20 protein-coding genes are annotated in these 25,190 nt (G+C 73.8%); 10 read left to right on the plus strand and 10 right to left on the minus strand.

Annotated elements, in window-relative coordinates:
• Positions 1-25 precede the first annotated feature (25 nt).
• The 6 genes from ACYVPE_RS28885 to ACYVPE_RS28910 all read left to right on the plus strand — a co-directional run bounded on the left by ACYVPE_RS28885 (position 26) and on the right by ACYVPE_RS28910 (position 6,516).
• Positions 26-2,773 (plus strand): CBM96 family carbohydrate-binding protein, encoded by a 2,748-nt coding sequence (locus ACYVPE_RS28885; RefSeq protein WP_461036700.1) that lies wholly within the window; start codon positions 26-28, stop codon positions 2,771-2,773.
• Positions 2,773-3,321: a hypothetical protein gene (locus tag ACYVPE_RS28890; protein ID WP_461036677.1), complete on the plus strand. Its 549-nt coding sequence runs from the start codon at positions 2,773-2,775 to the stop codon at positions 3,319-3,321. The genes ACYVPE_RS28885 and ACYVPE_RS28890 overlap by 1 nt, the downstream gene beginning before the upstream one ends.
• 19 nt (positions 3,322-3,340) lie before the next feature.
• On the plus strand, positions 3,341-4,183 hold the full coding sequence (locus ACYVPE_RS28895; RefSeq protein WP_461036678.1) for a glycosyltransferase family 2 protein: 843 nt from the start codon (positions 3,341-3,343) through the stop codon (positions 4,181-4,183).
• Between the two features lie 247 nt (positions 4,184-4,430).
• Positions 4,431-5,705: a glycosyltransferase 87 family protein gene (locus tag ACYVPE_RS28900; protein WP_461036701.1), complete on the plus strand. Its 1,275-nt coding sequence runs from the start codon at positions 4,431-4,433 to the stop codon at positions 5,703-5,705.
• 95 nt (positions 5,706-5,800) lie between these two features.
• Positions 5,801-6,163, plus strand: a complete 363-nt coding sequence (locus ACYVPE_RS28905; protein ID WP_461036679.1) for a type II toxin-antitoxin system RelE/ParE family toxin — start codon at positions 5,801-5,803, stop codon at positions 6,161-6,163.
• A gap of 2 nt (positions 6,164-6,165) precedes the next feature.
• Positions 6,166-6,516, plus strand: coding sequence for a helix-turn-helix domain-containing protein (locus tag ACYVPE_RS28910; protein WP_461036680.1), 351 nt, complete (start codon positions 6,166-6,168; stop codon positions 6,514-6,516).
• Between the two features lie 7 nt (positions 6,517-6,523).
• On the opposite strand, the gene ACYVPE_RS28915 is transcribed toward ACYVPE_RS28910, so the two are convergent.
• From ACYVPE_RS28915 to ACYVPE_RS28955, 9 genes are all read right to left on the minus strand, one after another.
• The gene (locus tag ACYVPE_RS28915) at positions 6,524-7,684 is read right to left on the minus strand and encodes a glycosyltransferase (protein WP_461036681.1); all 1,161 of its coding nucleotides are present in this window, start codon (positions 7,682-7,684) and stop codon (positions 6,524-6,526) included.
• A 126-nt stretch (positions 7,685-7,810) separates the two neighbouring features.
• Positions 7,811-8,866: a protein kinase family protein gene (locus ACYVPE_RS28920; RefSeq protein WP_461036682.1), complete on the minus strand. Its 1,056-nt coding sequence runs from the start codon at positions 8,864-8,866 to the stop codon at positions 7,811-7,813.
• A gap of 347 nt (positions 8,867-9,213) precedes the next feature.
• On the minus strand, positions 9,214-10,068 hold the full coding sequence (locus ACYVPE_RS28925; protein WP_461036702.1) for an ABC transporter ATP-binding protein: 855 nt from the start codon (positions 10,066-10,068) through the stop codon (positions 9,214-9,216).
• Between the two features lie 18 nt (positions 10,069-10,086).
• Complete coding sequence (locus ACYVPE_RS28930) at positions 10,087-11,196, minus strand: FecCD family ABC transporter permease (protein WP_461036683.1); 1,110 nt, start codon at positions 11,194-11,196, stop codon at positions 10,087-10,089.
• A gap of 4 nt (positions 11,197-11,200) precedes the next feature.
• On the minus strand, positions 11,201-12,223 hold the full coding sequence (locus ACYVPE_RS28935) for a FecCD family ABC transporter permease (protein WP_461036703.1): 1,023 nt from the start codon (positions 12,221-12,223) through the stop codon (positions 11,201-11,203).
• A 32-nt stretch (positions 12,224-12,255) separates the two neighbouring features.
• Entirely contained in the window at positions 12,256-13,314 is a 1,059-nt protein-coding gene (locus ACYVPE_RS28940; protein ID WP_461036684.1) for an iron-siderophore ABC transporter substrate-binding protein, read from the minus strand.
• 48 nt (positions 13,315-13,362) lie between these two features.
• Positions 13,363-15,090: an ABC transporter ATP-binding protein gene (locus ACYVPE_RS28945; RefSeq protein ID WP_461036685.1), complete on the minus strand. Its 1,728-nt coding sequence runs from the start codon at positions 15,088-15,090 to the stop codon at positions 13,363-13,365.
• Between the two features lie 286 nt (positions 15,091-15,376).
• Positions 15,377-17,041, minus strand: coding sequence for an ABC transporter ATP-binding protein (locus tag ACYVPE_RS28950; protein WP_461036686.1), 1,665 nt, complete (start codon positions 17,039-17,041; stop codon positions 15,377-15,379).
• Positions 17,042-17,252: 211 nt separating this feature from the next.
• The gene (locus ACYVPE_RS28955) at positions 17,253-17,726 is read right to left on the minus strand and encodes a nucleoside 2-deoxyribosyltransferase domain-containing protein (protein WP_461036687.1); all 474 of its coding nucleotides are present in this window, start codon (positions 17,724-17,726) and stop codon (positions 17,253-17,255) included.
• A 67-nt stretch (positions 17,727-17,793) separates the two neighbouring features.
• On the opposite strand from ACYVPE_RS28955, the gene ACYVPE_RS28960 reads away from it, so the two are divergent.
• A complete protein-coding gene (locus ACYVPE_RS28960) occupies positions 17,794-19,248 on the plus strand; it encodes a hypothetical protein (protein WP_461036688.1) in 1,455 nt (484 codons plus the stop codon).
• An 11-nt stretch (positions 19,249-19,259) separates the two neighbouring features.
• Here ACYVPE_RS28960 and ACYVPE_RS28965 read toward each other — a convergent pair whose 3' ends face one another.
• Entirely contained in the window at positions 19,260-20,009 is a 750-nt protein-coding gene (locus ACYVPE_RS28965) for a TetR/AcrR family transcriptional regulator (protein ID WP_461036689.1), read from the minus strand.
• A gap of 166 nt (positions 20,010-20,175) precedes the next feature.
• Here ACYVPE_RS28965 and ACYVPE_RS28970 point away from each other — a divergent pair, with 166 nt between their 5' ends.
• The 3 genes from ACYVPE_RS28970 (at position 20,176) to ACYVPE_RS28980 (ending at position 25,112) form a co-directional block, all read left to right on the plus strand.
• Complete coding sequence (locus ACYVPE_RS28970) at positions 20,176-22,389, plus strand: MMPL family transporter (protein WP_461036690.1); 2,214 nt, start codon at positions 20,176-20,178, stop codon at positions 22,387-22,389.
• An 81-nt stretch (positions 22,390-22,470) separates the two neighbouring features.
• Positions 22,471-23,412, plus strand: a complete 942-nt coding sequence (locus ACYVPE_RS28975) for a M28 family peptidase (RefSeq protein WP_461036691.1) — start codon at positions 22,471-22,473, stop codon at positions 23,410-23,412.
• A gap of 923 nt (positions 23,413-24,335) precedes the next feature.
• A complete protein-coding gene (locus ACYVPE_RS28980) occupies positions 24,336-25,112 on the plus strand; it encodes a hypothetical protein (protein WP_461036692.1) in 777 nt (258 codons plus the stop codon).
• Positions 25,113-25,190: the final 78 nt, after the last annotated feature.

Raw genomic sequence — 25,190 nt, forward strand, 5'->3', positions numbered from 1 at the left:
GGCGGCGACCACGCCGGCTCCGGCCGTGCGCCGGCCAGGCGCTCGCGCGGCCGGCGTGGCGCTCGTGTTGGCGCTCGGCGGCGGGGTGTTGGCCGGCCCCGCGGCGCCGGCCGCGGAGGCGCTGACACCGCCGCTCGGCATGACGGCGGACGAGCTGCCGACCTGGCAGACCAACGGGATCGTGTACGCCCTCGCGGAGGCCGAAGGCGTGGTCTTCGTCGGCGGCACGTTCTCCACCGTCCGGCCGCCGGGCGCCGCCTCGGGCACCCAGGAGCAGCCGGTGGGCAACTTCGTGGCGCTGGACGCCGCCACCGGCGAACCGGTGGACTGCGACCTGTCGTTCTCGGTCGGCTCGGGCACCGCGACGGTCCGCACGCTGGCCGTCTCGCCCGACGGGCGCACGCTCTACGCCGGCGGCACCTTCGGCTCGGTCAACGGCGTCGGCGCCAGCAGCGTGGCCGCCTTCGACATCCCGAGCTGTAGCCGCAAGCCGTTCCCCGCCGCGGCCAACGGCATCGTGCGGGGCATCGCCGCCACCGACGACCGGGTCTATCTGGCCGGCGACTTCACGCAGTTGAGCGGCACCGCGCGCAGCCGGTTCGCCGCCGTCACCACCGAGGGCGCCGTGGTGCCGGGCTGGGTGGCCGACGCCGACGAGATCGGCAAGACCGTCGCCGTCACCCCGGACGGCCGCAACGTGCTGCTCGGCGGCGACTTCTTCACGATCAACGGCGCGAGTTCGCACGCGCTGGCCGTGGTCAGCGCCAGCACCGGCGCCAACGTCAGGACGTACGGGCGGGGTTTCATCCCCGACACCTCGACGGTGCAGGACATCGCGGTGGACGCGACCGGCTTCTACACCGCCAACGAGGGCACCGGCGGCGGGGTGTTCGACGGCCGGATCGCGCTCGACCTGGCCACCTTCGACGAGCGCTGGCGCGACACCTGCCTGGGCGCCACCCAGGACGTGGAGGTGCACGGCTCCGTCGTCTACAGCGCCCACCACGCCCACGACTGCTCCAGCATGGGCGAGTTCCCCGACCAGGAGCGCTACCACCTGTTCGCCCAGGACACCACCACCGGCGAGAAGCTCGGCTGGTTCCCCAACACCAACGACGGCCTGGGCGAGGCGCTCGGCCCCCGCACCCTGGTCTCCGTCACCGACCACCCGGACGACGAGCGGGACTTCCTGTGGGTCGGCGGCGGCTTCACCACCGTCAACGGCTCCCCGCAGTGGGGCCTGACCCGCTTCGCCACCTCGCCTGACGACGGCGCCCCCTCGGTGCCTGAGGCGCACGCCACCAGCACCACGCCTGGCCGCATCGACCTGACCTGGTGGCCCAGCCTGGACCTGGACGACAGCCTGCTGACCTACCGGGTCTACCGGGACGGCGGCAGCCAGCCGATCCACACCGTCCAGGCGTCCACGCTGCCCTGGAACCGGCCGCAGCTCGCCTTCGCCGACACCGGCATGTCGCCAGGCGAGAGCCACAGTTACCGGATCACCGCCACCGACGGGGCCGGCAACACCAGCGCGCTCTCGGCGCCTGTCACGGCCGCGGCGGCCGGCGGCACCCAGCCGTACGTGAGCGCGGTGCTGGCCGACAACCCGCTGCTGTACTGGCGCTTCGACGAGACCGCCAACAACTTCGCCTCCGACCTCTCGGGCAACGGCAACAACGGCGTGCACCGCGGCGGGCCGCAGCGCGGCGTCACCCCGGGCGCCGTCCCCGGCCCCGACGCGGCCTCGGTCGGGCACGACGGCGCGGACTCGTACACCTACACCGACCGCTCCTTCTCCGGGATGACGCGGTTCAGCGTGGAGACCTGGTTCAGGACCACCACCACCCAGGGCGGCAAGCTGGTGGGCCTCGGCAACCGCACGCTCCAGCCCAGCACGGTCCGCGACAACAACCTCTACATGCTCAACGACGGCCGGCTGTCGTTCGGCATCATCAACGGCGCCAACCGGGTCATCACCGGCTCCGGCCGCTACAACGACGGCCGTTGGCACCACGTCGTCGGATCGGTGGGCACGAACGGCATGCGGCTGTACGTGGACGGCCAGCAGGTGGCGAGCAACACGTCGTACACCTCGGCGCGGAACGTCACCGGCTACTGGCGGGCCGGCGGCGACAGCCTGGTCAACTGGGCCAACCGGCCGGCCAGCGACCACTTCGCCGGGCAGCTCGACGAGACCGCCGTCTACCCGACGCAGCTCTCCGCCGCCCGGGTCACCGCCCACTACCAGGCCGCCTCGCTGCCGACCGACACGGTGACCCAGCTGACCCCGGTGGCCGACACCTACGTCAACGGCGCCGCGCTGAACACCAACTACGGCACCCACCAGAACCTGGCGGTGCGCGGCAGCAGCGCGTACGAGAGCTACCTGGACTTCGACCTGCCGGCCGCGCCGGCCGGGCAGGTGCTCAAGAGCGCGGCGCTGCGGGTGCGGGTGACCGACGACCCGGTGGCCGGCTCGGTCGACGAGTTCCAGGTGGTGCCCATCGAGGGCGCCTGGGGCGAGACCACCACGACGTACGCCAACCGGCCGGCGCTCTCCGGCACGGTGCTCGGCACGCTCGGCTCCCCCGACGCGCCGGGCGGCGTCTACTCGGTGCCGCTCGACCTGGCCGCGGTGCGGGCCGCGCTGGGCGGCGACTTCGACGTGGCGCTGCGCGGGAGCGGCACGGACAGCCTGTGGCTGTGGGCCAGGGAGTCCGGCCAGAGCAGCTACCGGCCGCAGCTGGTGCTCACGTTCGGGGCGCCCTGATGAGGGGTCGCCTGCGGACCGCGTGGCTCGGCGCGCTGCTGACCGCCGTCGTCTCGCTGACCGCCTGTGGCGGCGGCGGTGACGGCGGGGGCGACGGCGGCGAGCCGGCCGGCGAGCGGTCGGCCGCGGCGACCGGCGGCGAGGCGGGCTCGGACCCGGACCAGGAGTCGGACCAGGACGCCGGGAGCGATCCCGACGCCGAGGCCGACGCCGAGGCCGAGACCGGTGGTCCGGACGGGGCCGACGCCGGGACGGCCGGTGAAGGCGTCCAGGACGAGACCGTTCCCGAGGACGAACTCACCCCGCAGGAGGGCGAGTTCACCGAGGAGCAGCGGGACTTCCTCACCGACCGGGTGCCGGCGGGCGCCGACCCGGGTGCCATCCTCGAGGTGGGCGACGAGGCGTGCTACCGGATCGGCTATCTGGAGCGCGTCGACCGGGAGGCCGCGCTGACCGCGCTCCGCGACGGCGAGATCCCGAGCGCGGAGGCCGCCGTCGAGCATCTGTGCCCGGAGTACGCCGAGTTGCTGGCCGAGGCCCGAGAATGACAGCGCGACAGGGAGAAGAGTGACCCGTCTACCGATCGTGGTGGCGATCCCCACCAAGAACGAGGCCGCCAACATCACCGGCGCGGTGCGTTCCGTGATCGATCACTTCGCGGCCGTGGTGGTCGTGGACTCCGACAGCACGGACGACACCCGGGCCCTGGCCAAGGCGGAGGGCGCGGAGGTCGTCCCCTACACCTGGGACGGCGGCTACCCGAAGAAGAAGCAGTGGTGCCTGGAGCACGTCCACCCGGAGACGGACTGGCTGCTGTTCCTGGACGGCGACGAGACGCCGAGCGGCGAGCTGATCGCCGAGCTGCGCCGGATATTCCACGACGGGCGCGCGATCCGCCCGGCGGCCTTCGACATCCCGCTCGGCTACTGGTTCGCGGGGCGGCGGCTGCGGCACGGCTACACCATCGTCAAGCGGGCGCTGCTCGACCGCACCAGGGCCCGCTTCCCCGAGCCCGACGACCTGGCCGCGCCCGGCATGGGGGAACAGGAGGGGCACTACCAGCCGTTGGCCGATCCGGTGTACCGGCTGAGTGCCCCGATCGAGCACCAGGACCTCGACCCGGTGCGCACCTGGTTCGACCGGCACAACCGCTACTCGGACTGGGAGGCGTGGCTGGAGCGGCACCCGGACGTCAGGGAGCAGATCAGGACCGCGAAGACCCGGCAGGGGCAGATCTTCCACCGGGCGCCGTTCAAGCCGCTGCTCTCCTTCGGCTACTCCTACGTCTACCGGCGCGGCTTCCTCGACGGCCGGGCCGGCTTCGACTACGCGCTGGCCATGAGCTTCTACCGCTGGCAGATCGGCGTGAAGGCGCGGGAGGCGGCGGCCGAGGAACGGTCGGCCGACTAGCCGAACGGCAGGTGCCGGGGGGCTCGCGACCTGACTTTCGTCAGGTCGCGAGCCCCCCGGCTCCGTCTCAGGACGGACGGAAAGATCGGCATCCCCGCCGATGCGGGAGCCGGCGCGCAAACATATGTTTGCTTACGTGAGCCAGCACGGAACCAGTCAGACAGTCGCCCGCGCCCCGTCCGCCGAGCGGCCACCCGGGAGTCGCCGGGCGCGGCCCTCGGCGCTCGCCGAGCGGCGGTTCACCCTGATGGCGGCAGGGGCCTGTCTGCTCTCCTTCGTGGCGTTCCTGGTGGCGCAGCGGGTCGCGGGCGTCACCTGGCTCGATCTCGACGTGTACCGGGCCGAGGGCTGGGCGATCCGCACCGGCGCCGACCTCTACGAGCTGCGGGTCACCAAGCACGAGCTGCCCGCCACCTATCCGCCGTTCGCCGCACTGCTGTTCGTGCCGCTCACCTGGGTCGGCGTGGAGACGATGCGGATGGCGGCGACCGTCCTCAACCTGGCGCTGCTGCTGACGCTGGTCTGGCTGACGCTGCGGCTGATCGGCCGGCGCCCCTGGGGCCTCTCCGTACCCGGCACGGCCTGCGCGGTGGCCGCGGTGGCCGTCTGGTGCGAGCCGGTGTGGACGACGCTGCGCTACGGGCAGATCAACCTGCTGGTCGCCGTCCTGGTGCTGTGGGACCTGAGCCGGCGGTGCGGCCACCGGTGGGCCGGGGTCGGCATCGGCGTCGCCGCCGGCATCAAGCTCACCCCGGCGCTGTTCGCGGTCCTGCTCGCGGTGGCCGGCGGCCTGCTCGCCGTCCGGCGGCTGCGGCGCGGCGAGCAGCCGTGGAACTGGCTGCTGCGGCGGGCCGCGATGGCGGTGGGGGCGTTCTGCGCCACGGTGGCGGTCGGGGCGCTCGCCGCGCCGGGCGACTCCTGGCGGTTCTGGTCGGAGGTGATCTTCGACAAGGACCGGGCGGGCAGTGTCGAGGGCACCGCCAACCAGTCGCTGCGCGGGGCGGCGGCCCGGGTGCTGCACACGGTCGACCCGGGCGGCGCCTGGCTGCTGCCGGCCCTGCTCGTCGGCCTCGTCGGCCTCGCCACGGCGGTGGCCGCCCTGCTGGCCACGGACCGGCTGCCGCACGCCAGGGCCTGGGCGGCCGTGGCCTGCGGCGTCACGGCGCTGCTCGTCTGCCCCATCTCCTGGTCCCACCACTGGGTCTGGGCGGTCCCGATGGTCCTGCTCCTCACCGCCGAGGCGGCCCGCAGCCGCAACCCCCGATGGCTGGCGGCCACGGTCGCCACCGGGCTGCTGTTCTTCACCTACGCCCTCTGGTGGGTGCCGCACTTCGAATCCGACCGCCCCGAACTCCGGCAGTCCGTCGGCCAGATGCTGCTCTCCGGCATCTACCCGGCGATCGGCCTGGCCTTCCTGGCCCTGGCCGCCACCGTCGTCACCCGCGCCTGGCTCCACCGCCCACCCGGCCCCCTCATACCCCCGCCGCCACCCCACCGTCCCGCAGCCGCCCGTACCCACTGACGTGACGCATCTCAGGACACCGGCACGACATGGCGCCCTCAGTTAAGGGATGCCTTAAGCTGGGGAGGCACATCGACTCAACGTGGGGAGCCCTCGTGGCCTGGTCCGTCAAGGTCACCGACGAGTACGCCGCATGGTTCAGGGATTTGATCAAGGAGGACGTGGCTTCGGCATCTCAGGTCGCCCAGGCGATCGCCGCCCTTCGTGAGGCCGGTCCGACACTTGGCCGGCCGTTGGTCGACCGCTTGAAGGGGAGTCGTCTCCACCATCTCAAGGAGCTGCGCCCCGGGTCACGCGGCCAGTCCGAGATCCGGATCATCTTCGCGTTCGATCCGACCCGGTCCGCCCTCCTCCTGGTGGGTGGTGACAAGGCCAACAGTTGGCAGCGCTGGTACCGCGACAACATTCCCGTCGCCGAGCAGCTTTATCTCGAGTACGTCGCCGACACGGAGGAGTGACGATGCCCAAGAAGACCCCCCAGGACTGGGAAGTCCTCGAGGAAGAGCTCTACGCGGCCGGAGTCGGCCGCGCCGAGGTGGAGGCCGGGGCGCGTCGGCACCTCGCCGAGGCGCGTGGTCACCAACTGGCCGAGGCCCGGAGGCAACTCAACCTGCTACAGAAGGACGTCGCGGCCCACATGGGGGTCAGCGTCGCCCGTGTGTCCCAGATCGAGCACGGTGAGGTGGCCTCGCTCGACGTGATCGCCCGCTATGTGACGGCACTGGGTGGGCACCTCGACCTGGTCGCCGACTTCGGGGATCACACCCTTCGTATGCCGGCCACGGACCAGGGCTCCAACGCGGCCGCGTGACTCGGCCCTACCCATGCCTCCGTGCGTCCGGATCCACCACCCGCCCGTACACGCTGAGGAGTTCGTCCAGCACGGCGTCGATCGTGAAGTTGTCCCTGACCAGGTGGAAGGCGGCCTCGGAGGCGCGTTCGTTGGTCTCGGGGGTCAGGAGGTCGAGGATCGCCGCGCCGAGGAGTGGGCCGTTGTCCGTGTCGGGGCGTGACGGCACCACCCGGCCGGCGCCGGCGCGGGCCACGTCGGGGGCGAGGCCGGTGGTCTCGGTGACCACCACGGGGGTGCCCACCGACATCGACTCCAACACCGAGACGGAGAACGCGTCCTGGATCGAGGGCAGCACGAACACGTCGGCGCGCCGCAGCCACTCCATCACCTCGGTCCGGTCGAGCGCCCCCACCCGGTCGAGGGAGCCGCGCACGCCCAGCGCGTCGGCGTGGGCCAGCGTCTCGGCCAGGGCTCCGGTGTCGGGCCCGGCGAGCACGAACCTGGCGTCGGGGTGGCGGGCCAGCACGGTGGGCATGGCGGCCACGAAGTCCGCCGGGCGCTTGCCGGCCTGTACCCGGGCCAGGAAGAGCACGGTCGGCGGCCCCGAGGTCTTGCGCCGCCGCTCCTGCGGCGGCACGCCGTTGACCAGCCGGTACTGCGGCGCGATCGGCGCCGGCGCGACGACGGCCGCCGTCTCGGTCCGCTCGCGCTCGGTCAGGTGGAGCACGGCGTCGGCTCGGCGCAGCACCCGGCGCACGCCGAGCGCGTCGACCAGCCGGGCCACCCGGTTCTCGGTCGGGTCGACCATGCCGTGGGTCTGGAGCACCAGCGGGGTGCCGGCCCGGAGCGCGAGGAGCGCCATCGGCAGCGTGATCAGGTCCCGCATCAGATGGACGTGCACCACGTCGGCCGACCGCGCATAGGACCTGGCGCGGGCCAGCAGCGCCGGCGAGGTGATGCCGCTGACCTCGAAGCGGGGCAGCACGTGGCGGGCCTGGAAGAGCCGCACCCGCGCCCCCTCGACCTCGTGCGGCAGCTCGTCGTCGCCGAAGCCGTCCCCCAGCGCGAGCAGCAACGCCTGGTGCCCCCGCTCCCTTAGCCCCCGGCACTGGGCGAGCGCCACCCGGGTCGGCCCGCCGAACTCGTGCGTGGGCGTGTGCAGGGTCACCACGTGCAGCACTCGCATGGCCGCGAACTCCCTCCCCCCACCGCGTCGTTGGGCGACGGGTGGACGTACCAGGCTACTGGCCCCGCGTACCTCCGGCGGGCCGGCAGGGGTCCCGGGCGGCGGCGGATACCGTGCCCGGGTGCGTCACCGGCCGGGCGCGCCGACGAGGTCGTCGTGGAACGGGTAGGGCGTCTCGCGGCTCTCGCGTTGGAGCGCGCGGAGGAAGTCCGACATCACCGCGGCCGGCGGCGCGTGCCGGGCGAGGATCGCCGCGGCCGCTGGCGGGATGTCCGGGCGGACGTCCGTGGGGGGCCGGCCCGCAGCGAGGGCGTGCACGAGCGCGTGACGGTCCTCTCCCCAGGCCCCGAGCAGGGCGGTGACCAGCCAGTTCACCAGGTGGTTGTGGGCGTAGCGGCGGTCGTAGGTCCGGTGCCGGCCGTAGAAGTCGGCCTCGGTTCCGGACAGTTCGAACCGGGTGGAGACGGCGAGGCCGTAGTCCGCGAAGTAGAGGCGCCGGCCGTCGGTCAGGATGTTCTCGAAGTGGGCGTCGAAGTGCAGGAGCCCCCGGTCGTTCATGAACGAGATGCCGGCCGCCAACTCCCGTTCCACCATGGCGCAGGCCCGGTCGGCGGCCTCCCCGCCCGCCTCGACCCGGGTGCCGAGCCAGCGGTGCAGGTCGCTCGGGAAGTGTTCCAGGAACAGCGCGACGCTCGCCGACGCGTCCCGGAGGGCCTCGAGCCGGCGGCGCACCTGCGGCCCGCCGCCCCAGTAGGCGACGACCCGTTCGATGTCCTCCAGCTCCTCGGGCAGCGGCGTCGAGTCCGGCAGCACCCGCCAGTGGTACATCAGCGGGAACCCCTCGTGCTCCCCGGTCAGCACCCAGTTGGTGGTCATGGTGTGGGCGGCGAGCTCCCGCCAGGACCCGAAGCCCGGGCCGCCGACACCGTAGTGGCAGAACACCGGCAGGTCGAACAGGTTCGCCGTGGAGTGGACGTTCTCCGGCCGCCGTTCCAGGTCGGTGAGGGGTATCCGCTTCACGAAGACCGGCGTACCGTCGACCTCGACCAGGACCGCCTTGCCGCCGATGCCGGAACCGAGCGGCGTTCCCGCGTCCACCAGTTCGCGCAGCGCGCGGTCACCGTGCAGGGCGAGGGCGGTCGAGACGGCCCCGTACCCGGCGAGGCGCGCGGCGCGCGACATGTCGACACTGTCCTTCAACGCTGCCTCCCGAACGCGACCGGGCTCGACAGTACGTGGCCGCCGGGTGGTGGGGCCACCCGGCGTCCGTCGGCACCCGGCGGCGGCCGGGGGCGGCGTCGGGTCGTCAGATGCCGATCGTGGTCTCGAAGACAGGGCGGCCTGGGTGATGCCGGCGTTGCCCAGGATCGGTAGGGGAGCGATGGCCGAGGCGCCGGTGGTGTACAGCGGGACTCCGCCGGTGAGCCGCTCCCGCCGTGGCGTGTGCCGCCGCACCCGTGCGCGTCCTGGCCGCACAGCGGCGCCGACATCCGGGCGCCCGATGACGCCGCACCGGCCCCGCCCCGGGGTCAGTCCCGCGGCCGGTGGTGACGTCCGAGCGGGATGACCATCGGGGTGTCGCTGACCGGGTCGCGGGTGATCCGGCAGCTGAGGGCGAAGACGTCGGTGACGGTCTCCTCCGTGATGACCTCGGCCGGGGCGCCCTCCGCGACGATCCGGCCGTCCTTCATCGCGACGACGTGGTCGGCGTACCGGCACGCCTGGTTGAGGTCGTGCAGCACCATCACCACGGTGCGCCTCCGGTCGCGGTTGAGGTCGACGATCAGGTCGAGGACGTCGATCTGGTGGGCCAGGTCCAGGTAGGTGGTGGGCTCGTCGAGCAGCAGCACCGGGGTGTCCTGGGCGATGGCCATGGCGAGCCAGGCGCGTTGCCGTTGGCCGCCGGAGAGCTGGTCGACGGTGCGGTCGGCGAGGTCGGTCAGGTCGGTGGCGGCGAGGGCGTCGCGGACGGCGCGTTCGTCCTCGCGCGACCACTGCCGCCACCAGGTCTGGTGCGGGGAGCGTCCCCGGCCGACCAGGTCCACGACGGTCAGCCCCTCTGGCGCCACCGGGGACTGCGGCAGGATGCCGAGGCGCTGCGCCAACTCCCTGGTGGGCAGCGACCGCAGGGCCCGCCCGTCGAGGTGGACGGCGCCGCCGCGCGGCGTGAGCAGCCGGGCCAGGGCGCGCAGCAGGGTGGACTTGCCGCAGGCGTTGGCGCCGACGATGGCGGTGATCCGGCCGGGCGGCACGGTCAGGTCGAGGTCGCTGACCACGGTCCGGTCCCCGTAGGCCAACGAGAGGCCGGTGGCGCGCAGTTCGGGCTGGGACGACGCCGGTTCAGGCACGGGGGTCGACGCCGAGGACGAGACGGTGGACGGCATGGGGGACGGCACGGCGGGTCAGCCTCCTTGGCCGGCGCGGTTGGCGCGGGCGAGCAGCCAGAGCAGGAACGGGGCGCCCAGGACGCCGGTGACGACGCCGACGGGCAGTTCGACGTCGTCGAGCAGCCGCCGGGCGGCGAGGTCGGCGGCGAGGACGACGAGGGCGCCGGTGAGCCCGGAGGCGACCAGCGGCGGCCAGGCGGTGCGCGCGAGCCGTTGCGCGATCTGGGGCGCGGCGAGCGCGACGAACGCGACAGGCCCGGCGGCCGCCGTACCGAAGGCGACGAGGCCGACGCCGGTGAACAGCAGCGCCAGCCTGGCGGGTTGGACGGGGGTGCCGAGGCCGGTGGCGACGTCGTCGCCGAGTTGGATGACGCGGAGGTGGCGGGCCAGCAGCAGGGCGGCGGGCACCAGGGCGGCCAGCGCGAGGGCGAGCGGGGTGACGTGGACCCAGTCGCGGCCGTTGAGGTTGCCGACCAGCCAGCCGAGGGCGGCCTGGGCCTGGAACTGGCCGCCGCGCGCCAGCAGGTAGTCGGTGACGCTGGCGCAGATCCAGGAGACGCCGACGCCGACCAGCACGATCCGGTAGCCGGTGGTGCCGCGCCGCCAGGAGAGGACGTACACCAGCACGGCGGTGGCGAGGGCGCCGAGCACGCCGAGGGTCTGGGTGCCGAGCCCGCTGCCCCAGCCGAGGACGAGGCCGGCGACGACGGCGGTGCCGGCGCCCTGGGTGATGCCGATCAGGTCGGGGCTGGCCAGCGGGTTGCGGGTCATGGTCTGGAAGAGGGCGCCCGACATGCCGAACGCGAGGCCGGCGAGCAGCCCGACCAGGGCGCGGGGCAGCCGGAACTCGCGGACCACCAGGGTGGTTCCCGGGTCGGCGCCGCCGGTGAGCGCGGCGACGACGTCGGGGAGCGGGATCGGGATGTCGCCGACGGCGATGCCCCAGCAGAAGAAGAACAGCGTCCCGGCGGCGAGCGCCACGCACACGGCGAGCTGTCTGATCCGCAGCACGCCGGAGAGGGGCGGGGCGGCCAGCCGGAAGGTGCGGTGCCGGCCGAGCCGTTCGGCGGAACGGGTGGCGGTGGGCGCGGTGTCGGCGGGTGCGGCGACGGTCTCGGTGTCCACGGCCTCACACCTCCGCGAGCCGCTGGCGGCGGACCAGCGCGATGAAGAAGGGGCCGCCGACGAAGGCGACGAGCACGCCGGCCTGGATCTCCAGGGGCCTGGCGACCAGCCGGCCGGCGACGTCGGCGAGCAGCAGCAGGACGGGCGCGAGCGCGGCCGAGACGGGCAGCAGCCAGCGGTGGTCGGGGCCGATGCCGGCGCGTTGGGCGAGGATCCGCGCGACGTGCGGCACGACGAGTCCGACGAACACGACGGGGCCGATCAGGGCGACCGCGCCGCCGGTCAGCAGGGTCACGGCGACCACTCCCTGGATCCTGACGAGTCCGACGCGCCGGCCGAGCGAGGCGGCCACGTCCTCGCCGAGGGCGAGGCTGTTGAGCGAGGGGGCGCAGGCGAGCGCGAGGAGCGCGCCGACGAGGAGCAGCGGCAGCACCAGGCTCAGCCCGCCGGCGTTCTGTCCGCCGAGCGATCCGGCGGCCCAGAAGCGGTAGCGGTTCAGCGCGTTGGGGTCGGTGAGCACGATGCCGCTGGTGAGCGAGGAGAGCAGCGCGGTGACGGCGACGCCGGCGAGCGCGAGCTTGACGGGGGTCAGTCCGGACTGGCCGAGCCGGCCGAGCAGGTAGACGACGACGCCGGCGATCAGCGCGCCGGCCAGGGCGAACCAGATCCGGCCGCCGAGCGTGCCGAGGCCGAACACGCCGGCGGCCAGCACGACGCCGAAGGCGGCGCCGGCGCTGATGCCGAGGATGCCGGGGTCGGCGAGCGGGTTGCGGGTGAGGGCCTGCATCAGCGCGCCGGCCAGGCCGAGGGCCGCGCCCACCGCCAGGCCGAGGGCGGTGCGCGGCACGCGGGACTCCCAGATGACGGTGTCCACCCGGGCGTTCGGGGCGTCGCCGAGCAGGGTGCGCACCACCTGGTCGGGTGGCACGCTCAGCGCGCCGAACGCGATGGACAGCAGGCAGGCCACCGCGAGCGCGCCGAACAGCCCGGCCACCAGGGGGACGCGCCCGCGCACCGCGCCGCGCACCGCACCGCTCACCGCACCGCGCACCGCACCGCTCACTGGGCGGCCGGGACTTCGGTGGCCGGGTCGCCGTCGACGGCGGCGGCGAGCTGCGGCACCAGCTGGTCGAGGACGTAGGGCAGGCTCAGCACGGTGGCGAAGCCGTAGGCGGCGCCGAAGTCGCTGTTCTCCTCGACGAAGACCTCGCGGCCCTCGGTGACCACGGCCAGGTCGCCGTAGAGCGGGTCCTGGTGCAGCTGTGCGGCGCCCTCCTCGGGGTCTGGCACGCTCCACACGATGGTGCTCTGGTCGAGGAGGTCGGTGCGCTCCTCGCTGATGTTGGCGCCGAACTCGTCGCCGATGACGGCGTCGACGTCTTCGGGGTAGGTGAAGCCGAGGTCGACCATGAGGCGGGAGCGCGGGTCCTCGCCGCCGAAGACCCAGTACCCCTCGTAGGGGGAGGCGGGGATGGCGGTGGCCCCGGCGAACTCCGGGTGCTCGGCGCGGGCTTCCTCGAACCGGGCGTCGACGTCCGCGATCAGCAGCTCGGCCTCGTCGGACCGGCCGAGGATCCGGCCGATGGTCTCGGTCTGCTGCCGCCACGGCACGCCGTAGTCGACGTACTCGCCCGGCTGGGCCACCACGGGGGCGATCTCGGAGAGGCTGTCGTACTGCTCCTGGGTGAGGCCGGCGTACTGGGCGATGATCACGTCCGGCTGGAGCAGGGCTATCTCCTCCAGCTGGGGCCCGGTGCCGGTGTCGGTGAGCAGGGTGGGGAGTTCGGCGTCGCCCACCAGGTCGGTGGCCCAGGGGCCGATGGCGGCCTCGTGGATGCCGTACCAGTCGGTGGTGCCGACGGGGACGGTGCCGAGGGCGAGCACCGCGTCGTGGTCGGTGAAGCCGACGGTGACGACCCGCTCGGGCTCCTCCTCGATGGTGGTGGAGCCGTACTTGTGGTCGATGGCGACGGGGAAGGCGCCCTCGGCGGCGTTGGTGTCGTCGGGCGCGTTCGAGCCGTCGGAGCCCTCGGAGTCGGAGTCCGAGCCGCAGGCGGTCAGGGTGAGCAGGGCGGTGGCGAGGGTGGCGGCGGCCAGCCGTCTGGGTGAGCGGTGCATGGGTTCTGGTTCCTTCGGTGCGTGCGGTCGGCGATCAGCGGTCGGGGATCAGCGGGTGGTCCTGTTGTCTGACCAGGCGTCCCAGAGGGCGGCGTATCGCCCCCGGGCGGCGCGGAGTTCGTCGTGGGTGCCGGTCTCGACGATCCGTCCCTCGGACATGACGACGATCCGGTCGGCGGTGGCGGCCTGGGTGAGCCGGTGGGCGACGACGAGGGCGGTGCGGCCGTCGAGCGCGCGGTCGGCGGCGCGTTCCAGCGACCGGGCGCCCGTGCTGCCGGCCTCGGCGGTCGCCTCGTCCAGCACGACGATCGGCGGGTCGGTCAACACCAGGCGGGCCAGCGCGAGTTGTTGGGCCTGGGCGGCGGTCAGCGGGTGGCCGCCGGCGCCGACGACGGTGTCCAGGCCGGCCGGCAGCGCCTCGGCCCAGCCGAGGGCGCCGACCAGGTCGAGGGCGGCCCGGAGTTCGGCGTCGGTGGCCTCAGGTCGGGCCAGCCGGAGGTCGGCGGCGAGCGGCCCGGCGAAGACGTGCACCTCCTGGGTGACCAGGCCGACGGCGCCGGCCCGGCGGATCCGGCCGGCGGCGGGTTGGTGGACGCCGGCGATCAGCTTGGCGAGCGTCGACTTGCCGGCGCCGCTGGCGCCGACCAGCGCCACCCGTTCCTTGGGGCGCAGCGCGAGGTCGATGTCGTGCAGCACGGGCCGGCCGGGCTCGTAGGCGTGGTCGAGGGCGGTGACGGCGACGGTGACGTCGCCGGGGGCCGTGGGCGGGTCGGCGGCGACGGGTTCGGGCTGGGGGTGCTGGGCGACGCCGACGATCCTGGCGAGGCCGACCCTGGCGGCCTGCGCGTCGTCCATCAGCACCAGGGCGGCGTTGACGGGCGTGAATAGGCTGTGGAAGTAGAGGGCGGCCGCGGTGGCGGTGCCGATGGAGGCCGAGCCGTCGCGCACCAGCACGAAGCCGGTGATCAGCACGGCCGTGAGGCCGAGGAACTCGGGGATGTGCAGCCGGGTGTAGAAGCTGATGACCAGACGTACGCCGCGCAGGGTGAGGCCGCGGGCGTGCAGCGAGCTGTCCTCGACGCGCGCGGTGTGCCGGGCGTGGTGGCGGAACGCGCGGACGGTGCGGGCACCGCCCAGCGTCTCCAGCAGCCGCTGCTGCACGCCGGCGACGGCGACCCGCTGCCTGGTGTAGAGGGGCAGCGCGTGCCGCAGGTACCAGCGGGCGGTGTGGATCTGGAGTGGGACGGCGACCAGCGCGGCGAGCAGGAAGCGCCAGTCGAGCAGGGCCAGGGCGCCGAAGGTGAGGACGATGGCGAGGGCGGAACGGGCCAGCTCGGGCAGGGCGTTGCGGACGGCCTGGGCGACGAGCGTGACGTCGCCTGTGACGCGGGCGGTCAGGTCGCCGGAGCCGGCGCGTTCGAGTTGGTCGAGGGGGAGCCGCAGGGCGCGGTCGACGAAGCGTTCCCGCAGCCTGGCGAGGGTGGTCTCGCCGAGCCTGGAGACCAGCACCAGGCCGTAGGCGAGCGCGCCGCCCTGGACGACGGCGACGGCGGAGAGCAGCACGACGAGCGAGGTGAGGTCGCCGGCCGGGCGGCCGTCGGCCACGATGTCGACGGCGCGGCCGAGCAGTGGCTGGGTGAGCAGCCCGACGGCGGTGGCCGCGGTCAGCACGGCGACTGCGGCGAGGGCCAACCCCCGGCGGGGGCGCAGCAGTTCGCGGATGGCGGCGCGGAGTTCTGCGGGCGTGGCGACGGGCAGCCCGGCGGTCTCGGTCATCGGACTCCTCCGAGGGCTGTCTCCGAGTGGCGGCCGTCGATAGCCCGCTTCCCGATCACCGCTCGTAGGCGCACGCATGCGAATGGTAGGCTCAGGGAGCCTGGTCGGCGGCAACCGAGCCGGCCAGGCCTACCGCCGGGCTGGCGGAATGTCAGGTCTGTGGAGCCGGCGTAAGACCAATGGTTGGCACTCCAACCCTCGCCGTTCATTCGGGTCGGCAGCTGTCTTTGAAGCAGAAAGCTCGACCCGCGAGGGTCGAATCCCTCAGCTTCAGGTGGGGGAGAAGTCAAGAGAGCACCAGCCGCTGATAGTCGGGATGAGTGCGCAGCAGGTCGGCGTGGTGGCCCTCGGCCGCCACGCTGCCCGTCTGGTCGAGCAGAAGCACCCGGTCGGCGATGGCCAGCAGGGCGGGGCTGGTGGTGACGAGGACGGTGGTGCGGCCGTGCCGCAGGTCGCGGATGCCGGCGGCGATCCTGGCCTCGGTGACGGCGTCCACCGCGGTGGTGGGGTCGTGGAGCACGAGCACCGGCGGGTCGTCGGCCAACGCCCTGGCCAGCGCGACGCGTTGCCGTTGGCCGCCGGAGAGCGCCCGGCCGCTCTCGCCGGCCTGGGTGTCGACGCCGAGCGCGTCGGCGCCGGCCGCGACGAGGGCGGCGCCCTGGGCGGCGCCCGGCACGTTGTCGGCGACGGTGCCGGAGAACAGGTCGGCGTCGTGCGGCGCGACCAGCAGGGCGGCGCGCAGTTCGGCGGGGTCGAGGGCGGTCAGCGCGGTGCCGTCGAGGAGCAGCGCGCCGCCGGCCGGGTCGGTCTCGCGGCCCAGGCAGCGCAGCAGGGTGTCGGCGTGGGCTGGGTCGGCGACGGCGAGGCCGAGGAGTTCGCCGGGGCGTGCGGTCAGGTCGAGGGCGTGCACCGCGTCGTGGTCGAGGCCGCGGATGGTGAGCTCGCCGCGCACCGGCGCGGCGGGCGGTTCGCCGCCCGGCTCCACGGCCCAGGGGGCGGCGAGGACGTCGGCGATCCTGGCGGCCGAGGCGCGGCCCTGGGCGAGTTCGGTGTTGACCCAGGCGAGGGTCTGGAACGGGGTGAGGAGGAAGAGGGCGAGCCCGAGCGCGGAGACCAGTTCGCCGAGGGTGATGTCACCGCTGGCCGCGAACCGGCCGCCGACCAGGGCGACCAGGGCGACGAAGACGCCGGTGACGGCCAGCGTGACGCCCTGCTGGCCGGCCTCGGCGCGGGCCGCGCGCAGCGTGGCGGCCAGCGAGTCCTCGCTGATCCGGCGGTAGCGCTCGGTGGCGGCCGACTCGGCGCCGAGGCCCTTGAGCACCCGGAGCCCCGAGACCAGGTCGGCGGCGACGCCTGAGGCGAGCGCGGCGGCCTCCTGCTCGGTGGCGCTGCGGCGCTCCAGGGGCCTGCTCAACAGGTGGCCGAGCCACAGCAGCACGGGGGTGCCGAGCAGCACGAGCAGGCCGAGCGGCAGCGAGGTGCGGAGCAGGGCGACGGAGCCGACCAGCAGGCCCATCAGCGCGGCGAAGCCGAGTGAGAGCGCCATCAGCACGACGCCGACGCGTCGCGCGTCCTCGGTGGCGACGCTGGCCAGGGCGCCCGGCAGCCGGCCGCGCTCGGCGCCGCCCGCCGGGTGCAGCACCCGGCGGACCAGGTCGACGCGGAGTTCGTGGGCCGCGGTCTCGGCGGCGCGTTCGCCGATCCGGGAGCCGAACCGGAAGCTGAAGGAGAGCACCAGATAGCAGACGGCGAGCGCGAGGAGCAGCAGGACCAGCGCGCCCGAGTCGCCCTCGGCGATGGCGCGGTCCACGATGACGCCGATCAGCATCGGCGTCAGGGCCTCGCCCGCCTGGTGTCCCGCACCGAGCAGCGCGCTGCTCACCAGCCGCCGCCGTTGGCCGACCACCGCGCGCCGCAGCACGTCCCGACCGGTCACCACGCCTCCCGTCATTCCGTTCCGAACCATCGACACAAGACCGAAATCAGACTTCGGTAAGGCTAACCTAAGTGCTGGCGACGACATACCCGGGTCCCGCGGGCGGTCGTGGTGCCACGGTCGGCTCGCCGGCCGGGCCCGACTGCCGGCGCTGGCCGGCGTCGGCCTCACGACGCGCGTTCTGCGCCGGGAGCGCCGGCCGGCCGCCGTCACCGGCTGACCCACGTCACCTGCCGACCGCCCGCCGGGCCGCCGCCACCGTCGCGGCGAGCGTGTCGTGCACCGTCGACCCCGGCCTGACATGGCCGAGTTGGAGGCGCACGTCGGCCGACCGGGGATAGCCGGGGTCGGCGCCGACCGCGATCCGGCGGCCCGGCGTCGCGGCGGCCGCGCCGAGCTCGTAGAGGGTGATGGGCTGCACCGTCACCGCCGGGTCGCAGGCCGGGAACCAGAACAACGTGAGGTCGGCGGCCCGCAGATGGTGGAACTCCCAGGCGATCTGCACCTCGGTCGCCGCCGGGTCCCGGACGTCGAACCCGGCCCGGCGCGGGTTGAACACCGTCAGGTCGCGCAGCGCCTCCGCCGCCTCGCGCTGCCAGTCGGGACAGTGGCTGATCCCGCCGGCCAGGAACACCGAGGGCGGGTCGCCCGGCCGGGGCTCGTGGTAACGCGGGGCCTCGAGGTAATGGCTGACGGTCATGCCCGCCATCCTGCCCCGATACCGCCAAGCCCTAGACTGAGCCCCCGAGTTCGAGGGGTGGATGCCGGTGGCGGTCGAGGTCACGGGGCGGACGCGTGACGCGTCGGGCCGGGCGGTGCTGTCACGGCCGCTCTCGGTGCCGTTGATCGGCGGGCTGGTGGGCATCCTGCCCCTGGCGGTGGCCGCCCAGCCGGGCGAGGGGGTGCGGGACACCACCTTCTGGCTGCAACTCGTCGTCGCCTGCTACGCGGGCGTCCGGCTGTGCGCCATGGTGCTCTCCGGCCGACGGCGGCTGGTGCAGGGCGCGTTCTGGCTGTTCTGCTACCTGGCGATGGGCATCGCGCCACTCGCCCAGTCGGTGCTCGGCCGCGACCCGACGCCGGTCCTCGGGCCGCGCGGCGACACCCAGTTGGCCACCGTGCTGGTCCTGGTCGGGATGGTCGCCTTCGACATCGGCGCGGTGCTCGCCACCCACCGGCCTGCGACCCGGGGGAGCCGGCGCCCGCCGGCCACCGTGCACCGGACCAGGCTCTATCTGCTGGTGGTCTTCGCCTACCTGGCCAGCGCCCTGCTGATCGTCCAACTCGGCGGCCCCGCCGTGTTCTTCGCCAGCCGGCAGGAGATCAGCGCCACCCTCAGCGAGGCCACCGGGGCCGATGCCGGCGGCGAGGCGGGCAACGCGCTGCTGCGCGGCTTCGGCACGGTGCCCGCGATGCTCGCGCTGCTCTTCCTCACCCGCTGGATGGTGATGTCCAGAAGGGCCCGCCGCCAGCCGTCCGTGGTGCTGCCCTGGGCCGGCCTGCTGGTGATCAACACCATCGTCAACAACCCGATCTCCAACCCCCGTTACTGGTTCCTGACGGTGCTGTTCGCGCTGCTGTTCACCGTCTTCCCGCGCAGCTCCGTGATGTACCGGGCCGCGCTGGCGCTCGGTGTGGTGATCGCGCTGCTGGTCTTCCCGTTCACCGACCGCTTCCGCTACGACGAGAACGGGCGGCAGCCGGTCGAGGCCCAGTCGTTCATGGAGCCGCTGGTGATCAAGGACTACGACCAGGTCGGCATGTTCGCCAACACCATCACCTACGCCGCCGACGGCAACGGCCACACCTACGGCCGGCAGGTGACGGGCGCCGCGCTGTTCTTCGTGCCGCGCGACATGTGGGCCGCCAAACCGCAGGACACCGGCTTCCTGGTCGGCGGCTGGATGGGCACCAACAGCGCCAACCTCTCCTCCCCGCTGTGGGCCGAACTCTGGCTGGACTTCGGCCCGTTGGGGATGACGGCCGGCTTCCTCGGGATCGGCTACGTGGCCGCAAGGACCGACCGCGGCTACGTCCGCCGGACGCTGGACGACCCCTCGCCGGGCAATGTGCTCGCCGTGGTGGCGCCGGTGCTGGCCGGCTACAGCTTCATCCTGCTGCGCGGCTCGCTGCTCCAGGCGTCGGGCCGGATCGGCATCGCGGTGCTCTGTCTGCTGCTGGTGACCACCTTCAGGACCGGCCGGCGGAACCAGCTGTACTGAGCCCCGTTTCGCTAACTCCCGGAGATCCGGCGGTGGACGTCGTCGAGCAGGTGCCGCATCGCCATCCGGAAGACCTCGGCCTGCTGACGTTCGCCGATGAACGAGGTGTGCCCGAACACCTCCAGGCTGACGAGGCCGTGCAGATGCCCCCAGGCGCTCAGCAGGAGCGCGGCCGCGGGTGCCGGGAGCGCGGCGGGATCGTCCGGGCGCAGCTGCTCGGGACTCGCCAGGAGTGACGGCGGGAACTCGGGGATCTCGGCCGCGGCGAGCCGCGCCGCGGTGAACCCGCCGAACAGCTCGCGCTCGAAGATCGCGCTCATCCGGCGGACCGCCTGGGTGGTCGGCCCCTCGACCGGCGCCGTGTAGTACCGCAGCGGGGCTCCGTAGAGGAGTTGGAAGCGCTCGGGGTGGGCGATGGCCCAACGGCGGTAGCCCTCGGCCGCGATCACCAGACCTGGCAGGTCGGCGTCCCCGTCCGGGGGGCTCTCGACCGCCGACCGCACGGCGTCCGTCAACTCCTCGTAGGCCTTGGTGATGAGCGAGGTGACGAGGGCGTCGCGGCTGGGGAAGTAGTGGTAGAGCGCCTGCACCGTCATCCCGAGCTCCCTGGCGACCGCGCGCAGGGAGAGGGCGTGCGGCCCGTGCTCGGTGATCTGCCGCTCGGCGGCGGCCAGGATCTCCCGCACCGCGACGGCCCGCCGCCGCTCGCGCAGCGGGGAGAGCCTGGCGGGCGGGGCCGTGCTGTGGTGGTCCGCTGGCATGCGACGACTTTACCGGCTGTTCGGAAAATCTCACACTGCCAAATTCCACGCCCTCTCGCTAGCGTCGTTCCCGGCGGTTCCGCCGAACTCCCCTCCGTTTCAAGCCGGTTGAGGCATGCCGGTTTTCGTCATTTTTCCTGGTAAGTGCGCAAAGGAGATCGTGCGCGTGTTTGATCGCATAGCCGAGCTGGCGATTCGCCGGTCGCGGCTGGTACTCGTGGTGGCCACCCTGGCCGTGGTCCTGATGGGGGCCGTGGGCGCCGGAGCGTTCACCAAGTTGGTGGGGGGCGGCTTCGACGATCCGGCCTCCGACTCCACCAGAGCCGACGAACTCATCGAGGAGGAGTTCGGCGGGCAGACGAACCTGGTGCTGCTGGTCGACGCCGCCGAGGGCGACGTCGACGCCCCCGCCGCCCGAGCGAGCGGCGAGGTGCTGGTGGCGGAGCTCAGGGCGGAGTCGGCCCTGGAGAACGTGGTCTCGTACTGGGAGACCGGCAGCCCCACGCTCCGCTCCGCGGACGGCGGCCAGGCCATGGTGCTCGCCCATGTCACGGGCGACGAGACGGAGTCGCAGGAGAACTCCGAGGCCGTCATCGACGCCTACACCGGCGCGTACGGGGACGGACTCACCGTCCGCGCCGGCGGCGGCGCGGCCGTGGGCAACGACATGTCGAGCGCGGTGGTCGACGACCTCCTGCTGGCCGAGCTGATCGCCATCCCGCTGACGCTCGTCCTGCTCCTGTTCGTCTTCGGCAGCGTGGTCGCCGCCCTGTTGCCGCTGGTCATCGCCCTGATCGCGATCATGGGCTCGTTCGCCACGCTCTCCCTCCTCGCCGACGTCACCGACGTCGCCAGCACGGCGACCAACCTGACCACCGCCCTGGGCCTCGGCCTCGGCATCGACTACGCGCTGCTGATGATCAGCCGGTTCCGGGAGCGGCTCACGACGGCGGCCGACGTGCCCGAGGCCGTCCGGCACACCGTGCGCACGGCGGGCCGCACGGTGGTGTACTCGGCCGCCACGGTGGCCATCGCGCTCGCCGCCCTGCTGGTGTTCCCGCAGTACTTCCTGCGCTCCTTCGCCTATGCCGGGGTCGGCGTCGTGCTCATCGCCGCCGTCGGGAGCCTGTTCGTGACGCCGGCCCTGCTCGCCCTCCTCGGGCGCCGGGTGAACAGCGGGCGGCTGCCGTGGGCGAAGCCGGGGCGCTCCGACAGCCGGGGGACGATGTGGGGGCGGCTGGCCGCCACCGTCATGCGACGGCCCGGGCTCACCGCGCTGCCGGTGCTCGCGGTGCTGCTGCTGGCCTCGACCCCGCTGCTCGGGATCGCCTTCGGCATGGCGGACGAGCGGGTGCTGCCCGAGGACGCCGAGAGCCGCCAGGTGTCGGCGGCGCTGCGGGAGGACTTCGAGGGCAACGACGAGGCGGCGATCCACGTGGTCGTCGACGGGCCGGTGGCCGAGGCGCCGTTGGACTCCTACGCGACCGAACTCTCCGCGCTGGACGGCGTCATCAGGGTCGAGGCGTCCACCGGCACCTATGTCGAGGGCGGGCCCGCGACGGCCGGCCCCGGCGACGCGGCACTCGGCCGCCCCGAGGCCCAGCGGCTCACCGTGGTGGGCGCGGCGCCCGCGCAGTCCGACGAGGCGCAGCGCCTGGTCCACGACGTGCGGGCGGTCGACCCGCCGACCGAGGCGCGGGCCCTGGTGGGCGGACGCGACGCCCAACTGGTGGACTCCAACGACTCCGTCGCCGGCCGGCTGCCGGCCGCCGTGGCCCTGGTCGCCGTCACCACCTTCGTTCTCCTCTTCCTCTTCACCGGCAGCGTCGTGCAGCCGCTGCGCGCGCTCGCCCTCAACCTGATCAGCCTGGGCGCGGCCATCGGCGTGATGACGTGGATCTTCCAGGACGGCAACCTCGCCTCGCTGCTCGGCTTCACCCCGCAGCCGATGGACACGTCGATGGTGGTGCTGATGTTCTGCGTCGCGTTCGGCCTCTCGATGGACTACGAGGTGTTCGTGATCAGCCGGATCAAGGAACTCCACGACCAGGGCGCCGACACCGCGACCGCCGTGGCCGACGGCCTGGGCCACACCGGGCGCATCGTGACCGCGGCGGCATTCCTGCTGGCGGTCAGCTTCTTCGCCTTCGGCACGGCGCAGGTCAGCTTCATGCAGATGTTCGGCCTCGGCAGCGGCCTCGCCATCCTCATCGACGCGGTGGCGGTGCGCGGCATCCTGCTGCCCGCCGCGATGCGGCTGCTCGGCCGCTCGGCCTGGTACGCGCCGGGCGCGCTGCGCAGGGTCCACGGGCGGTTCGGCCTCAGCGAGGCCGCGCCGGTGGCGGAACCGCCGCGGGTGAGGACCCCGTCCGGGGTCTGATGCCGGAACGGTGTGTCCCTGCCCGCCGGCGGGCAGGGACACGGCATTGCCCATTCGCCATGCCCACGTCACGATGGGCAGATGTCTCGCCCCTTACGCGGCCTGAGCGCCGCCCTCGCCTGCCTCGCCGTCACCACCGCCCTGACCGGCGCGACCACCGCCCCGTCCCCCGCCGTCGCCGCGCCCGACATCCCGCTGGCCGACGTCCGGGGCCACCTCGCGGACCTGGAGGCGATCGCCGCCGCCAACGGCGGCAACCGGGCCCACAACCGCCCCGGTTACGCCGCCGCGCTCGACTACGTCGAGGGGCTGCTCGCCGACGCCGGCTACCGGACGGAACGCCAGGCGTTCGACTACGGCGGCACCACCGGCTACAACCTGCTGGCCGAGTGGCCCACTTCGGGCTCGGACGAGGTGCTGATGGCCGGCGCCCACCTGGACTCGGTCGGCGCCGGCGCCGGCATGAACGACAACGGCTCGGGCTCGGCCGCGCTCCTCGCCACGGCGCTGGCCGTGGCCGAGGCCGACGCCACCCCGGACCGCCGGCTGCGGTTCGCCTGGTGGGGCGCCGAGGAGTTGGGCCTCGTCGGCTCCCGCGCCTACGTCGCGGACCTGACCGCCGCCGAACGCGCCGGCATCGCCGGCTACCTGAACGTCGACATGGTCGCCTCCCGCAACGCGGGCTACTTCGTCTACGACGACGACGCCGAGATCGAGGCGGTCTTCACCGACTGGTTCGACGCCCGCTCCATCCCGACCGAGGCGTCCACCGAGGCGGACGGCCGCTCCGACCACGCCCCCTTCGCCAACGTCGGCATCCCGGTCGGCGGCCTCTTCACCGGCGCCGGCAACGTCAAGACCACGGCGCAGGCCGCCCGTTGGGGCGGCACGGCAGGCCAACCGTTCGACCCCTGCTACCACCGGGCTTGCGACACCGGCGCCAACCTCAACACGACGGCCCTCGACCGCAACACGGACGCCCTGGCCTACGGCGTCTGGACGCTGGCCGGCCTGCCGGCCTGAGCGGCCCGAAGGGGTAGTTGCCCCACCCACCCGCCCTTTTCCGGCGCCCGGTCGTTCCGCGCCGGTTCCGCGCACCGGCAGGCCGCCTGGAGTGAGGGCCTCCGGCCCTCACCCGGAGCGGCCCACGGCCGGCACCAGCCCGGCCGGGGCCGACAACGCCGGGGCCCCGCACCGGCCCAACCGGCCGGCGGCCGCCCCGCCCGGGCCCCTGGGGGCCGGAGGCCCCGGCCCGAGGGCGCCATGCCGGCAACGGCCGTTCCCGTCCGGGTCGGTGACCGCCCCGGCCCCACGGGCCGAGGCGCAGCCGCCCGCCCTGCGGGCCCTGACCAACCCCTCGCGGAGCGTCGGCAGGTGGGCCCCGCCGCACCCGCGCGAAGAGCGCGCGCCGAAAGGCGCGGGTTGGCCCGCCGGGCCAACCCGGCTCACGGCGGCGCCGAGGCTGGGACCGGGCCGCAGGCCCGGTCCCAAGGAACCCGATCCGGTGAAGCCGGGATCGCACACCCGGCCGCGCCCCCGACAGGCCGGCCCGACCGGGGCTTCACACCGGCCGCCACCCCGAAGGCCCTTCGAACCGGTAGGCCGGCAGGCCGACCCGGCCGCCACGACCGACCGCGGCTACGTCCGCCGGACGCTGGACGACCCCTCGCCCGGCACCACCCTCATTGCCGGGGACACCGTCGACATGTGGTGCGAACGACCGACACGACGCGCAGGCGCGTCGACGTAACCTACGGACGATCTCGTTCGACCACCCTGCGGGGGAACCTTCTCGTGACTCGGAATCCGTCTCGCGACCGCTGTCGCGTCCCCACTCCTCGCTCCGCCGGCACGATGGCCACCGGCACCTGTGCGGGAGCCCTGGCCGAGGAGAGCTGGCCGACCGTCCGGGCCGTCGCCGTCGCCGTCGCCGAGCCGGTGGACCGATGAGCGGCGGGCAGGGTCCCTCGCGGGACGAACGGTTCGCGGTGATCAGCAGGCGCGTCGTCCTCGTCGGCGGGAGCGTCCTGCTCGGCGGCGGTGTTCTCGCGATCCTCAACGACCAGTTGGCGCTGGGCGTCGTGCTCGTGGCGATGGCCTTCCTCGCGGTGCTGTGGCGCGGTCTCATGACGGTGACGCGCGGCCGGCGCGCGTTCGCCACCCGGGAGCGTGCCCAGGTGCCCGGCGGCGCGGTCCATGGCCCCGGCGCTCCGGCGTCGGTGGAGCACGTGATCGCGGCGCTGGTAGGCATGAACAGCGACGGCCTGCCGTACCGGATCGATGCCTCGCGGAGCGCCGAAGGCGCCCGCGTCGACGTGCGGTGGAAGCACGAGGAGCTGCGCTGGGGGACCCTGTTCGTGCGTGGCTCGCAGGTTTACGCGTGGCGCATGGAGGTCGACCTCGACCCGTCGACGGGGCACTACAGGTTCGTCGAACACTCCGGGCAGGCCGCTGTGCGCGTCGCGTCGGGACCGCTGGGGGTGGTGGCCCACGGCAACTGGACGTGGCAGAAGGGCAAGACGTCCGGTGGCACGCGGGCGACCTTCGTCGAGGGCGCCGACGGCCAGGTCCTGACGACCGGTCCGGCTGGGTCGCGCACCTCCTGGGAGGGGGCGGTCGTGATCAAGCCGGCCGACGCCAAGGTGCCGGTCTTCACGGTCCTGCGGAACAGCGGCTGGCGCCCGCGCTTCGACTGGTTCGGAGCCCGGCTTTTCGAGAAGTAGACCGGCCCGCGCGGTCGGTGACACGTCGTACCTGTTCTCGGGGCGCTCGCCGATGAAGCGCGACGTCCAAGGAAGTGA

Source organism: Streptomyces mayteni, assembly GCF_054783955.1.